13 protein-coding genes are annotated in these 13,774 nt (G+C 69.2%); 5 read left to right on the top strand and 8 right to left on the bottom strand.

All coding sequences use genetic code 11. The features are described 5' to 3' along the window. Positions 1–2: 2 nt before the first annotated feature. Complete coding sequence (locus OHA05_RS24285; protein WP_313944194.1) at positions 3–1,601, bottom strand: Na+/H+ antiporter; 1,599 nt, start codon at positions 1,599–1,601, stop codon at positions 3–5. Between the two features lie 62 nt (positions 1,602–1,663). On the opposite strand from OHA05_RS24285, the gene OHA05_RS24280 reads away from it, so the two are divergent. The 3 genes from OHA05_RS24280 (at position 1,664) to OHA05_RS24270 (ending at position 3,501) form a co-directional block, all read left to right on the top strand. After that, entirely contained in the window at positions 1,664–1,924 is a 261-nt protein-coding gene (locus tag OHA05_RS24280) for a UBP-type zinc finger domain-containing protein (RefSeq protein WP_313944195.1), read from the top strand. Positions 1,925–2,164: 240 nt separating this feature from the next. Continuing rightward, positions 2,165–2,578, top strand: a complete 414-nt coding sequence (locus OHA05_RS24275) for an anti-sigma regulatory factor (protein ID WP_018845530.1) — start codon at positions 2,165–2,167, stop codon at positions 2,576–2,578. A gap of 17 nt (positions 2,579–2,595) precedes the next feature. After that, complete coding sequence (locus OHA05_RS24270; RefSeq protein ID WP_313944196.1) at positions 2,596–3,501, top strand: RNA polymerase sigma factor SigF; 906 nt, start codon at positions 2,596–2,598, stop codon at positions 3,499–3,501. Positions 3,502–3,578: 77 nt separating this feature from the next. On the opposite strand, the gene OHA05_RS24265 is transcribed toward OHA05_RS24270, so the two are convergent. Beyond that, complete coding sequence (locus OHA05_RS24265; protein ID WP_313944197.1) at positions 3,579–3,998, bottom strand: hypothetical protein; 420 nt, start codon at positions 3,996–3,998, stop codon at positions 3,579–3,581. Positions 3,999–4,067: 69 nt separating this feature from the next. On the opposite strand from OHA05_RS24265, the gene OHA05_RS24260 reads away from it, so the two are divergent. Both OHA05_RS24260 and OHA05_RS24255 read left to right on the top strand, forming a co-directional pair. After that, positions 4,068–5,036 (top strand): diacylglycerol/lipid kinase family protein, encoded by a 969-nt coding sequence (locus OHA05_RS24260; RefSeq protein WP_313944198.1) that lies wholly within the window; start codon positions 4,068–4,070, stop codon positions 5,034–5,036. Positions 5,037–5,355: 319 nt separating this feature from the next. Beyond that, the gene (locus OHA05_RS24255; RefSeq protein ID WP_003953983.1) at positions 5,356–5,613 is read left to right on the top strand and encodes a WhiB family transcriptional regulator; all 258 of its coding nucleotides are present in this window, start codon (positions 5,356–5,358) and stop codon (positions 5,611–5,613) included. Between the two features lie 193 nt (positions 5,614–5,806). Here OHA05_RS24255 and OHA05_RS24250 read toward each other — a convergent pair whose 3' ends face one another. From OHA05_RS24250 to OHA05_RS24225, 6 genes are all read right to left on the bottom strand, one after another. Continuing rightward, complete coding sequence (locus OHA05_RS24250) at positions 5,807–7,279, bottom strand: sensor histidine kinase (protein ID WP_313948874.1); 1,473 nt, start codon at positions 7,277–7,279, stop codon at positions 5,807–5,809. A 449-nt stretch (positions 7,280–7,728) separates the two neighbouring features. Beyond that, entirely contained in the window at positions 7,729–8,799 is a 1,071-nt protein-coding gene (locus OHA05_RS24245) for an SIS domain-containing protein (protein WP_328861700.1), read from the bottom strand. Positions 8,800–8,884: 85 nt separating this feature from the next. Then, positions 8,885–10,441, bottom strand: a complete 1,557-nt coding sequence (locus tag OHA05_RS24240; RefSeq protein ID WP_328861699.1) for a glycoside hydrolase family 3 protein — start codon at positions 10,439–10,441, stop codon at positions 8,885–8,887. Between the two features lie 8 nt (positions 10,442–10,449). Next, a complete protein-coding gene (locus OHA05_RS24235; protein ID WP_328861698.1) occupies positions 10,450–11,313 on the bottom strand; it encodes a carbohydrate ABC transporter permease in 864 nt (287 codons plus the stop codon). Further along, on the bottom strand, positions 11,310–12,302 hold the full coding sequence (locus tag OHA05_RS24230; protein WP_313944201.1) for a carbohydrate ABC transporter permease: 993 nt from the start codon (positions 12,300–12,302) through the stop codon (positions 11,310–11,312). The genes OHA05_RS24235 and OHA05_RS24230 overlap by 4 nt, the downstream gene beginning before the upstream one ends. Before the next feature lie 87 nt (positions 12,303–12,389). Further along, the gene (locus OHA05_RS24225) at positions 12,390–13,688 is read right to left on the bottom strand and encodes a sugar ABC transporter substrate-binding protein (protein WP_313944202.1); all 1,299 of its coding nucleotides are present in this window, start codon (positions 13,686–13,688) and stop codon (positions 12,390–12,392) included. Between the last annotated feature and the right edge of the window lie 86 nt (positions 13,689–13,774).

Genomic DNA, 13,774 nt, shown 5'->3' with positions numbered 1-13,774 from the left:
CTCTATCCGGCCTCCTCGCGGTACGCCGCCGCCTCCTCCAGATCCAGCCGCCGCAGCAGCGTCCGCATCATCTCGTCGTCGATCCGCCGCTCGTCCCGCAGCTGCACGAAGACCTCGCGCTCCGCTCCGATCATCTGCCGGGCGAGCCTGCGGTAGGTGTCGTCCGCCGACTCCCCGGTCGCTTCGTTCACCGCGCCGAGCCGCTCCCAGACGGAGTTCCGCCGGCGCTCCAGGACCGTGCGCAGTCGTTCCTCCAGCGGCTGGGGCAGTGCGTTGGCACTGTCGTCGAGCAGTTCGTCGAGCCGCCGGTCCGCCGCCTCGGAGGCCTCGTTCTGGGCCTGGGCCTCGGCGAGCGTCTCGGCATAGGTGTCGCGCTGCGGCAGCTTCAGCTTGCGGATCAGGACCGGCAGGGTCAGCCCCTGCACCACGAGCGTGCCGATGACCGTCGTGAAGGTCAGGAACAGCACGAGGTTGCGCGCAGGGAAGGCCTCGCCGTCGGCCGTGGTCAGCGGGATCGAGAAGGCGATCGCCATGGAGACGACCCCGCGCATCCCGGCCCAGCCGACGATCACGGGCGATTTCCAGTCGGTGTCCGGTTCCCGCTCCCGGACGCGTGAGGACAACAGCCGCGGCAGATACGTCCCCGGGAAGACCCAGACGTACCGCACCACCACCACGCAGACGAAGACCGCGAAGGCGTACCAGAGGGACTCGCCCACCCCGTAGTTGCCGAGGCCGTCCAGGACGTACGGCAGTTGCAGTCCGATCAGCGCGAACACGGCGGACTCCAGGATGAAGGCGATCATCCGCCACACGGCGTCCTCCTGGAGCCGCGTCTCGAAGTCGACCTGCCACGAGCGGTGCCCGAGGTAGAGCGCCACGACGACCACGGCGAGGACGCCGGAGGCGTGGACGTGCTCGGCCGCCGCGTAGGCGACGAAGGGGATGAGCAACGACAGCGTGTTCTGCAGCAGCGCTTCCTTCAGATGCGTCCGCAGCCAGTGGAGCGGCACCATCAGCAGCAGGCCGACGGCGATGCCGCCGAGCGAGGCCAGGGCGAATTCCCCGATGCCGCCCGCCCAGCTCGCTCCTTCGCCCACGGCGGCGGCCAGCGCCACCTTGAACGCGGTGATCGCGGTGGCGTCGTTCACCAGGGACTCGCCCTGGAGGATCGTGGTGATGCGGTTCGGCAGCCCGAGCCGGCGGGCGATCGCGGTGGCGGCCACCGCGTCCGGCGGAGCGATCACGGCCCCGAGGACCAGCGCCGCCGTCAGGGGCAGGTCGGGCACCAGCAGATAGGCGAGGTACCCCACCACGAGCGTCGCGAAGAGCACATAGCCGACCGAGAGCAGCGCGACGGGCCGGATGTTGGCCTTCAGATCGAGGTAGGAACTGTCGACCGCCGCCTTGTGCAGCAACGGCGGCAGCACCAGCGGGAGCACGATGTGCGGATCGAGCGTGTAGTCCGGGACTCCGGGCAGGTACGCGCAGATCAGCCCCGCCGCCACGAGCAGCAGGGGTACGGGTACGGGCGACCTGCGGGCCAGCCCGGCGATCGCGGCGCTGCCCGCGATCAGCGCCACCAGTGGCAATACGTCCATCTCTCGCCGTCCCTCGGTCCGTCCACGCCTCGTCCGGCACCCACCGCCGTAATCTGGCAATCATGAGCGAGTGTGCGCATGCAGCAGAACTGCCCGTCCCCGCACCGGCCGCGCTGACCGACACCTGCGCGGAGTGCGATGCGGGCGGCACCCATCCCGTGCACCTGCGACTCTGCCTGACCTGTGGGCATGTGGGGTGCTGTGACTCCTCGCCGATGCGCCACGCGTCGGCACATTTCGCGGAGACGGGCCATCCGGTGATGCGCAGTTTCGAGCCGGGAGAGAACTGGCGGTGGTGCTTCGTGGACGGTTCGATCGTCTGAAGCCTGGGTACGTCAACCCTCCGCCGGTTCCTCACAATTGGGCCCGCAGACCTCTAGCCACTGTGTGTGGTCATATGCTTACCATGAGTGACGGCCCTCGAGTGGGGGTCCGGCGACAGGGCACCATGGATCGCGATAGCGTCGCCGGGCCAGTACCGGCTGCGTTCTGATTGCGTAGCCACGGCTTCGGGATCTTTCTCCCGCGGCCCCGAAAGAGCTTGTGCCACCTTGGAGGTGAGGGTGTCCCAGATCGCAGGCGAGCCCGGGACTCAGGACTTCGTGGAAGTCCGGCTGCCCGCTGCGGGTGCCTATCTGTCCGTGCTGCGTACGGCGACGGCCGGTCTCGCAGCGCGCTTGGACTTCACCCTCGACGAGATCGAGGATCTGCGGATCGCGGTCGACGAGGCGTGCGCGATCCTGCTGCAGCAGGCGGTTCCCGGCTCCGTCCTCAGCTGTGTGTTCCGCCTGGTCGACGACTCGCTCGAGGTCACGGTCTCGGCGCCGACGACCGACGGCCGGGCGCCGGAGCGCGACACCTTCGCCTGGACGGTGCTCTCCGCACTGGCCGGCAAGGTCGACTCCTCGGTCGCCGACGACCGTACGGTCTCCATCAGCCTGTACAAACAGCGCGGCGCGGGACCCGGGCCGGCGTGAGGAACGGGGACGGTCCGGTGCGGAACGAGCCACCCGCGGTGCACGGCATCCCGGAGCAGCAGGCGCGGCCGCACCCGGTGGACGGCCTTTTGGACGCGGCGGAGCAGGCGCAGGCAGAGCGGGCGGCCCATATGAGCGAGCACGTGCACGAGCAGCAGCACCACGATCCACATGACCGCAGCGGGGCGCGGGCGATGTTCATCGAGCTTCGCAAGCTGCCCGACGGCTCCTCGGAGCGGGCGGCCCTGCGCAACCAGCTGGTGCGCATGCATCTGCCGCTGGTCGAGCACCTGGCGCGGCGCTTCCGCAACCGCGGTGAGCCGCTGGACGACCTCACCCAGGTCGCGACGATCGGTCTGATCAAGTCGGTGGACCGGTTCGACCCGGATCGTGGTGTCGAGTTCTCGACCTACGCGACGCCGACGGTCGTCGGTGAGATCAAGCGCCACTTCCGGGACAAGGGCTGGGCGGTCCGCGTCCCGCGCCGGCTTCAGGAGCTGAGGCTCGCCCTGACCACGGCGACCGCCGAACTCTCCCAGCAGCACGGCCGCTCCCCGACGGTCCACGAGCTCGCCGAGCGTCTGGGCATCTCGGAGGAGGAGGTCCTGGAGGGCCTGGAGTCGGCGAACGCGTACTCCACGCTGTCCCTGGACGTCCCCGACACCGACGACGAGTCGCCCGCCGTCGCGGACACCCTCGGCGCCGAGGACGAGGCGCTGGAAGGTGTCGAGTACCGCGAGTCGCTGAAGCCGCTGCTGGAGGATCTCCCGCCGCGGGAGAAGCGCATCCTGCTGCTGCGGTTCTTCGGCAACATGACCCAGTCGCAGATCGCGCAGGAGGTCGGCATCTCCCAGATGCACGTCTCGCGGCTGCTGGCCCGCACCCTCGCGCAGCTGCGGGAGCGGCTGCTCGTCGAGGAGTAGCAGAGCCGCACTCGGTCGTGCGGAGGGCCCGGCACGCAGTGCGTGCCGGGCCCTCCGCACGACCGAGTGCGGGCCGCCTACGAGGCGTCGTGGGCGCCCGGGCCGCGGATGCCGAGGGCTTCCGTGGTCGCCGGGTTGACCAGCAGCACCAGACCGGCCACCGCGACGATCGCGGTCACGATGCCGAGCGGGATCAGCGCGCCGGAGGAACGCAGCAGCGTCCAGGCCGGGATCAGCGCCATGAGGTGGGTGATCAGCGCGGGGCCCCGGCTCCAGCTGCGCAGCCGCAGCAGTCCGCGGGCGGCGATCAGCGGGATCGCGCCGAGTGCGATGAGTGTCACACCGCCCATCTCCGCCTGCGTGGGGCTGTCCGGCCGGCCGAGGAGGCCCATGACGAGCAGATAGACACCGCCCGCGACAAGTGCCAGCCCTTCGAGGCCGGACACCGCGGCAGCGGCGGTCAGGCGGACGGGGCGGGGGGTCTGGTCGGTGCTCACCCCAGCAGGGTAGCCCGCCCCCAGGTCCCGGACTGGGCCAGGTACCGCACGGTAGGTACTCTGCATCGCATGCGCGCACTCCTCGTGGTCAATCCGGCAGCAACCACCACCAGTGCCCGCACTCGTGACGTCCTGATCCACGCTCTCGCCAGCGAGATGAAGATAGAGGCGGTCACGACCGAGTACCGCGGCCACGCCCGCGACCTCGGGCGCCGGGCGGCCGATTCGGACGACATCGACATGGTCGTCGCCCTCGGCGGCGACGGCACGGTGAACGAGGTCGTCAACGGTCTGCTGCACCGCGGCCCCGACCCGGACCGTCTCCCCCGTCTCGCCGTCGTCCCCGGCGGATCCACCAATGTCTTCGCCCGCGCGCTCGGCCTGCCGAACGACGCCGTGGAGGCCACCGGCGCGATCCTGGATGCGCTGAGTGACCAGAGCGAGCGCACCGTAGGACTGGGGCTCGCCTCCGGCACGCCGGGGACCGAGGACGAGGCGGCACCCGCGCGGTGGTTCACCTTCTGCGCCGGGCTCGGTTTCGACGCCGGAGTGGTCGGCCGGGTCGAACAGCAGAGGGAGCGCGGCAAGCGGTCGACGCACGCCCTGTATCTGCGCCAGGTGGCCCGCCAGTTCCTCGACGACCCCCACCGCCGGCACGGGCTGATCACCCTGGAGCGCCCCGGCGCGGACCCCGTCAGCGACCTCGTGCTCTCCATAATCTGCAACACCTCCCCCTGGACCTACCTGGGCAATCGTCCGGTGTACGCGTCCCCGGAGGCCTCCTTCGACACCGCGCTGGACGTGCTCGCGCTGTCCAAGATGTCCACCCCCGCCATGGCTCGTTATGCGACCCAGCTGCTGACGTCGAGCCCCGAGCGCGGTCCGCACGGTAAGCACGCGGTCACACTGCACGACCTGACGGACTTCACCTTGAAATCCAAGGTTCCACTGCCCTTCCAGATGGACGGCGACCACCTGGGACTGCGCACCAGCGTGACGTTCACAGGCGTACGCCGTGCACTGCGTGTGATTGTGTGAGTGGAAGGCCCGAACCGCCTTTATCTCGAACGTATGGGCTGGGCTCCACCCCATAGAAGTACGGCTGTGACCTAGTCGACACCGAGGAATCAAAAAAAACTTTCCGGAAGGGGTTGTATCCGCAGCCGAGGTTTGCGAATCTCTACATGGCGATCGGGACGGCCCGCAGGATCGGCCCCCACAGACCGCCAGAACCCCTCCCAAAACCTCAGGACCACGCCGGTTCGTCCGGCGGTCGGCCCTTCCGTTGCGGGGGGATTCGTGAAAGCGTTCACATTCACAAGCAACGTGCATGTAATACCAAGGAGAGGTAGCAGCCATGGACTGGCGTCACAACGCCGTTTGCCGCGAGGAAGACCCCGAGCTCTTCTTCCCCATCGGCAACACCGGTCCTGCGCTGCTGCAGATCGAGGAAGCCAAGGCCGTCTGCCGTCGCTGCCCCGTCATGGAGCAGTGTCTGCAGTGGGCGCTCGAGTCCGGCCAGGACTCCGGCGTCTGGGGTGGCCTCAGCGAGGACGAGCGCCGCGCAATGAAGCGCCGCGCCGCTCGCAACCGGGCGCGTAACGCAAGCGCCTGATCGCCACCGCTACGAGCCTGAGCCCGGCGGCACGTACAGAGCGTACGCATACCCCGCCCCCGAGCCGCAGCGCGCAGCAGTAGACCCAACAGCATTCGAGCCCCGGACCGTATCGATTACGGTCCGGGGCTCGCTGCTGTGACGGGCGCCCCGGCCTTGCCCGCGGCCCCGCCCGACTGCCGTGATCCGGTGGCTACTTGTGCGCCTGGACCGGTATGTCGAGCACGACCCGCGTCCCTCGGCCCGGTGCGGGCACCGGCACCATGTCGAAGGTGCCGCCCAACTCGCCTTCCACCAGCGTCCGGACGATCTGGAGACCGAGGTTGCCGGTCCGCTGCGCGTCGAAGCCCTCGGGCAGCCCGCAGCCGTCGTCCTGGACGGTGATGAGCAGCCGGCTGTCGACCCGCTGGTCGCCGCGTACGGCCGACACCTCGACCGAGCCGTGCCCGCCCGCCGGATAGGCGTGCTCCAGGGCGTTCTGCAGGATCTCCGTGAGCACCATGGCCAGCGGGGTGGCCACCTCGGCGTCGAGGATGCCGAAGCGGCCGGTACGGCGGCACTCGACCTTGCCCGGGGAGATCTCGGCGACCATCGCGATGACGCGGTCGGCGATCTCGTCGAACTCCACGCGCTCGTCCAGGTTCTGCGACAGCGTCTCGTGGACGATGGCGATGGAACCGACGCGCCGCACCGCCTCGTTCAGCGCTTCGCGGCCGCGCACGGAGTCCATCCGGCGCGCCTGGAGCCGCAACAGGGCGGCGACCGTCTGGAGGTTGTTCTTCACCCGGTGGTGGATCTCCCGGATGGTGGCGTCCTTCGTGATCAACTCGCGCTCGCGGCGTCGCAGTTCCGTGACGTCGCGCAGCAGGACGAGCGACCCGATGCGGGTGCCCTTCGGCTTGAGCGGAATGGCGCGCAGCTGGATGACCCCGCCGTTCCCCTCGACCTCGGTCTCCCGCGGGGCGTAGCCGCTGGCCAGTTTGACCAGGGCCTCGTCGACGGGGCCCCGGGAGGGGGCGAGTTCGGCGGTCGTCTGGCCGAGGTGGTGCCCGACGAGATCGGACGCGAGGCCGAGACGGTGGTACGCGGAGAGACCGTTGGGGCTGGCGTACTGGACGACGCCGTCCGCGTCGAGCCGGATGAGGCCGTCGCCGACCCGCGGGGAGGCGTCCATGTCGACCTGCTGGCCGGGGAAGGGGAACGATCCTGCGGCGATCATCTGGGCGAGGTCGGACGCGGACTGGAGGTAGGTGAGCTCCAGTCGGCTCGGGGTCCGCACGGTCAGCAGATTCGTGTTGCGGGCGATGACGCCGAGAACCCGGCCCTCGCGCCGGACGGGGATGGACTCGACCCGTACCGGCACCTCCTCGCGCCACTCCGGGTCGCCCTCGCGCACGATCCTGCCCTCGTCGAGCGCGGCGTCCAGCAGTGGCCGCCGGCCGCGGGGAACGAGATGGCCGACCATGTCGTCCTGGTACGAGGTGGGGCCGGTGTTCGGCCGCATCTGGGCGACGGACACATAGCGCGTACCGTCGCGGGTGGGCACCCACAGGACGAGGTCGGCGAAGGAGAGGTCGGAGAGCAGCTGCCACTCCGAGACCAGCAGATGCAGCCACTCGAGGTCGGATTCACTCAGGGCTGTGTGCTGGCGTACGAGGTCGTTCATGGAGGGCACAGGTGCGAGCGTACCCGCGGTGCGGAGTGCGGGTTTCGAACAGACCTCGGCGCCCGGGCCGGAAAACGACCGGTCATGGTGGAGGATGGGCCAAGAACTATGCTCTGCAGATGGATGGACATCCTAGAATGGTCTAGTCCACAATGAACTGATAAAGCTTCCGCCCTCCCCGCACAGGAGGGTGGAGCGAGGGCACGGCGCTCTCTGCCCTGACTGCGCCGGGACCTCTCACACGGTCGCGTGGGACCGCACACCCACCGGCCGAGAAGCTCCGGGCTGCGGTGCCGGACGGGCTGAGGGTCCCGTCAGGCGCCGCGGCCCGCGGGTGTTTCCGGGACTGTTCTCGCGGCTGATGCGCGATCGCGGAGGCCCTTCAGGGGCCGGCGGCATCGCCACCGGCCCTCGGCCGGCCCCCCTCGGGACTGCGGGGCACAGAGCCCTCAGCGCGTCTCCGTCACCTTCGCCAGCGCCCTCGGTGCGTCCGGGTCCTGACCCCGCGCGATCGTCACCTCGTACGCCAGCCGCTGGAGCGGCAGGATCTCCAGGATCGGCTGGAGCTCTTCCGGGACGCCCTGCGTGGGGAGCGTGAAGCCCGCGGAGGCCGCCGAGACCTGCGGGGCCGGGCCGATCACCATCAGGTCCGCGCCACGGCCGCGGAGCCGGTCGAGGACCGGCTGGAGCGCTTCGCCGCCCCGGCCGTCGGTCACCACCGCGATCACCGGTGAGATGTTGTCCACCATCGCCAGGGGGCCGTGGAGCAGATCCGCACCCGAGTAGGACAGCGCGGGGATGTAGCTCGTCTCCATGAGCTTCAGCGCGGCCTCCTTCGCGGTGGGGTAGCCGTAGCCGCGCGAGGTGATGACCATGCGCTCGGCGAACCGGTAGCGGGACGCCAGCTGCCGTACCTCGTCCTCGCGGGCCAGCACCTGGGCCGCGAGGTCGGGCAGCGCCTTCGCGGCCGCCCCGTCGCCGCCCCGCAGACCTTCCACGAACAGGTAGAGCGCCAGCAGCGAGGCCGTGTACGTCTTCGTCGCCGGGAGCGCCTTCTCGGGGCCGGCGAGGATGTCGATGTGGAACTCCGACACCGCCGCCAGCGGGGAGTCGGGGTTGTTGGTGACGGCGAGTGTGATCGCGCCGGCCTCGCGGGCCGCCTTCGTGGACGCCACCAGGTCCGGCGAACCGCCGGACTGGCTGACCGTCACCACCAGCACATCGGTCAGATCCGGCCGCGCGCCGTACGCGGTCGTCGTCGACATGGACGACAGTCCGCACGGCAGTCCCAGCTGGATCTCCAGCAGGTACTTCGCGTACAGCGCCGCGTTGTCCGACGTGCCGCGCGCCGTCAGCAGCACGAACCGCGGGCTCTTCGCCGCGATCGCCGACGCCACGTCGCGGATGTGCGGCGCACCCTGCTCCAGAATGCGCCGCAGCACCGCGGGCTGCTCTGCCATCTCGCCGGACATGATCCGGCCCGGACGCTCGCTCCGACCGGCCGGATGCGTGGCGGACATGCTGGGTGCCTCCTGTGGCAATCCTTGCGCCGGGGCCCGTGGGGGCACTGCCCCACGGGCCCCGGCACTGCACGGTCCGCGTCGGTCAGGCCCCGGCCGCCCTGCCGGTGATGACCTCCGCGGCGGCCCGTCCGCAGACGCGGGCGGCGCCATGGGTCGCGATGTGCAGGGCACCCCTCGGCTGCGCGCGGTCGACGCCCATCTCGACCACGACCGTGTCCGGCCGGGCCTCGACGAGTGCGTCCAGCGCATCCGCCATCCAGGGGTGGCGGTGAACGTCGCGTACTACAGCGACGATCCTACGGTCCGCCGCCATACCCAGCACATTTGCCACCAATACGGTCGTTCCGGACGTGTCGCCGTAGGTGTCGGTGGTGGTGCCCGGCAGCAGCGCGGCCAGTTCGGAGGCGACACCCCACGGCGTCTCGTCGCCGACGGCGATGTTGGCGACCGGGGTGAACGCGGCGACGTAGGGCGCCTCGGTGACGGGCCGGTACGGCAGTTCGCCGGCGGACACCTTCACCGCCCGCCGCGCCGCGATCAGTCCGACGTCGTTGCCGGGCGCGGTCCCGCCCCCCGGCTGCGCCGGGGTGGGAGCCGCGCCCGGCTCCCCTCCTGCCCCCCTGGCCCGTCGTGTCCAGTCGGCGAGGGCGCGCACCCGCGCGGCCGCGTCGGCCAGCCGCTCTTCGGGCAGTTCGCCGTCCCGTACCGCCGTGACCAGCGCGTCGCGCAGGCGCAGTACGGTCCCCTCGTCGGCGAGGCCGCCACCGACACAGATCGCGTCGGCACCGGCGGCGATCGCCAGCACGGAGCCGCGCTCGATGCCGTACGTCGACGCGATGGCGTTCATCTCCATGCCATCGGTGACGATCAGCCCCTGGAAGCCCAGCTCTTCGCGCAGCAGACCGGTGAGGATCTGCGGGCTCAGTGTTGCCGGGCGGTTCGGGTCGAGCGCGGGTAGCAGGATATGCGCGCTCATCACCGCTTTGGAACCCGCCGCGATGGCCGCGCGGAAAGGCAGCAGGTCACGGGCGTGCAGCGTGTCGAGATCCACATCGATTCGGGGCAGCGCGTGGTGCGAGTCCACGTTGGTGTCGCCGTGTCCGGGGAAGTGCTTGACGCAGGCGGCGACGCCGGCGGCCTGGAGGCCCTCGACGTACGCGACGGTGTGCCGGGCGGCCAGCGCGGCATCCGCGCCGAAGGACCGCACACCGATCACCGGATTGTCGGGGTTGGCGTTGACGTCGGCGGACGGCGCCCAGTTGAGGTCGACCCCGCACTCGGCGAGCCGGCGGCCGAGTTCCCGGGCGACGTCGCGGGTGAGGCCGGTGTCGTCCACCGAGCCGAGCGCGTAGTTGCCGGGGAAGGACGACCCGGTGCGCACCTCGAGCCGGGTGACGTCACCGCCCTCCTCGTCGATCGCGACGAGGACGTCGTCCCGCTCGGCCCGCAACTGCGCGGTGAGCGCCGTCAGTTGCTCCGGGGTGACGATGTTGCGGCCGAACAGCCCGACGGCCGAGAGCCCTTCACCGATCTGCCGGAGCAGCCATTCGGGGGCGGTGGTGCCGAGGAATCCGGGCTGGAGGACGGCGAGTGCGTCACGGGTGAGGGTGTCCGAGGATCCACGTACGAGTGTGGTCATGGCGGGCGTTATCCCTTCACTGCGCCTGAGGTGAGGCCTGCCGCCATCTTCTTCTGGACCATCATGAAGAAGGCGACGACCGGAATGGCGATGAGCGTCGAGGCAGCCATCAGGGCGCCGTAGTCCACGCCTCGCGAGGTGGTGAAGTTCATCAGCCACACGTTGAGGGTGTACTTGTCGTTGTCCTGGAGCACGACGTACGCCAGCAGGTACTCGTTCCACGCGTTGATGAGCGAGTAGATGGAGGCGGCCGCCAGGCCCGGTGCGACCAGCGGGAAGACGACCCGCCAGAAGGCACCCATCCTGGTGCACCCGTCCACCATCGCGGACTCCTCCAGCTCCTTCGGGATGTTGATCACGAAGCCGCGGATCATCCAGGTGGCGAAGGGCAGGGTGGAGACCAGGTAGATGACGATGACGCCCCAGTACTCGTTGAGCGCACCCAGATCGTTGAGCTGGATGTAGATGGGGATCAGCATCGCCGTCGGCGGCAGCAGCTGGACCGCGAGCAGCACGATCATGAAGGTCTTGCGGCCGGCGAACTTGAAGCGGGCGATGGCGAACGCGGCGATCGTGGAGATGATCATCGCGCCGACGACGGCGGTCAGGCAGATGATGAGGCTCGACTGGATGGCCGTGCCGAAGTTGGGCGCGTCGATGGCCCGCTTGAAGTTGTCGAAGGTGACCGACGAGGGCCAGAGCGTCTGGTCGTAGCTGCGGATCTCGTGATTGGGCCGAAGGGCACTGATGACGAGCCAGTACACCGGGAACGCCATGGCGACGAAGGCGAGAAGGCCCACGATGTTGTAGGCGAGCCGGTGCTTCTTGCGGTCCGGGCGGTACGAGGCCCTGGTGGAGGTGGTGGCGCTCATTCGACCTCTCCGATCTTGAGCAGCTGGCGCAGGTAGTACACGGCGACGCCGGACAGCAGCAGAACCGTGATCAGCGAGATGGCAGCGCCCTGGCTGAACGAGTTGGACTCGAAGGCCTTGTCGAAGGAGTAGATGCCCAGAACGGCGTACTCGGGCTCCGGCTTGTTGCCACGCATCAGGAAGATCTGGCCGAAGACGTTGAAGTCCCAGATCACCGAGAGGGTCGCCACCATCTGGAAGACCGGCTTGATGACGGGCCAGGTGACGAAGCGGAACACACCGAAGGCGCCCGCACCGTCGAGCGCGGCCGCCTCCTCCAGTTCGCGGGGCACCTGGGTGAGCGCGGCGTAGAGGGTGATCGCCACGAAGGGGATCGCTCCCCAGACGACGACGGCCCCGATGATGACGAAGCCCTGCTTGGGGTCGAGGAACCAGTTGTGGCCCTGGAAGTCGAGGCCGAGGTACTTCGACAGGATCATGTTCACCACTCCGTAGTCGGAGTCGGCGAACCACCGGAAGATCGAGGTGGCGACCAGCAGGGGCATCGACCAGGCGGCCACGAGCCCCGCGGTGAGCAGCATCCGTACCCACGGCGACATCCGCTGCATCGTCTGGGCCAGCAGCAGACCGACGCCCATGGTGGCGATGACGCAGGCGGCCATGAAGACGACGGTCCGCAGGACCACGTCCCAGAACTCGCCGTCGCCGAGGATCTCGGTGAACTTGTCGAACCCGACCCACGGGGGCGGTTCCCCGGTCCACAGCTCACGGCGGCCGACGTCCTGGAAGGACATGATGACCGTCTTGACCAGGGGCCAGGCGAAGACCGCGGCGATCGCCACGAACGCCGGGGCTATCAGCAGATACGGCAGCAGCGCGCCGGCCTTGCGCGGCGGCCGTCCGCCCTTCCGTGGCGGGGAGCCTGGTTCTTCGGGGTGCCGCTGGACGGGCACCGCCGGATCGGCTGCTTTCGTGTCGGCGGCACTCACTGTGCTCCGCCCTTCCGCTCGGACCGGATACCGGAGGGCGGGAGCGGTAGGCCGTCGGCCCGCCGCTCCCGCTGGGCGATCAAGTGATCAGGACTTCTCGTTGATCAGCTTGTCGATCTCCGCGTCGGCCGCCTTCGTGGCGTCCGCGACCGACTTGCCCTTGATGATGTCGAGCAGCATCAGCTCGAGGATTTCCTTCTTCTCGATCGCGGACCAGCCCGGGGCGATCGGGGTGAACCAGGCGTCCGGCACGGCGTTGGCGATCGGCGCGGTCTCCGGCTTCGCCTTCAGCGGCTCGAGCTGCTTGGTGTTGTTCGGAAGGATGTTCTTCGAGGCGAGCACGGCCTCGGACTTCTCGCTGGTGAACAGCGAGATCCACTCCTCGCCCAGGTCCTGGTTCTTGGACTTGGAGATGGTGGCGAGGTCGGAGCCGCCGATGAAGGACGGAAGCGCCTTGCCGTCGGGACCCGGCATACCGGCGGTGCCGATCTTGTCCTTCAGCTTGGGGTTGCCGTTGGCGGCGCTGTCGACGACGCTGCCGGCCTCCCAGCCGTTGCCGTAGAGAAGAGCGGTCTTCTCGTTGGCCATGACGTTGGCGTGGTCCTGCTCGTCCTTGGTCTTGTCGCCGTGGTTGTACTTCTTGACCAGGTCGACGAAGTGCTGGATGCCCTTCTGCGCCTCCGGAGTGGAGAGCGAGGCCTTCCACTCCTTCGAGCCGTCGTCGTACGTGGCGATCTCGCCGCCGTACGCGGCGACGTAGGACATGGCGGCGTACCAGTAGCGGCCCGGCAGGTAGAGCGGCGAGAAGGCCTTGTCCTTGCCGTACTTCGCCTGGACCTTGTCGAGGGCGGCGGTGAGCTCGGCCTCGGTGGTGGGCAGCGCGTCGGAGCCGGCGCCCGCCTTGAACATGTCCTTGTTGAAGATGGCGACACGCGCACCGGCGTAGTAGGGCACGCAGTAGAGCTTGCCCTCGTAGGTACAGGTGTCCTTCAGACCCTTGATCCAGGTGTCCGAGTTCTCGTACTTCTTCGGGTCGATCTCGCCGACCGCCCCGTTGAGGATGTACGTCATGGTCTCGGTGTTGCCCAGTTCGACCACGTCGGGGAACTTGTCTCCGGCGAGGGCGGCGTCGAGCTTCTTGGTCTTGTCGCCCCACTGCTGGTACTGGACGTTGACCTTCACGCCCGGGTACTTCGCGGCGAACTGCGTGTTGACGTCCTTGACCAGCTCGGGCCAGGTGGACTGAGCGTCCGTCATCAGCCAGACGGTCAGCGTGCCTTTGCGGTCCTTCGGGTCCTTCGCGGACTCGCTGTCGCCGGAGCCACACGCCGCGACCGAAGCCGCCATGGCCGCCACACCCACTGCAGCTATGAGCTTGCGCTTCACGCCACCCTCCTCAAGGGATGCAAGATTTTCCCCCCCACCGCCCGGGAGTCGCACAACACGCAGAGAGACAGTGCTCAGGTCTGCCC

Origin of the sequence: Streptomyces sp. NBC_00306 (assembly GCF_036169555.1) — a bacterium.
In the GTDB taxonomy this organism is placed as follows: domain Bacteria; phylum Actinomycetota; class Actinomycetes; order Streptomycetales; family Streptomycetaceae; genus Streptomyces; species Streptomyces achmelvichensis.
Note: the sequence above shows the minus strand (reverse complement) of the source record. Positions and strands in the feature narration are given on the sequence as shown.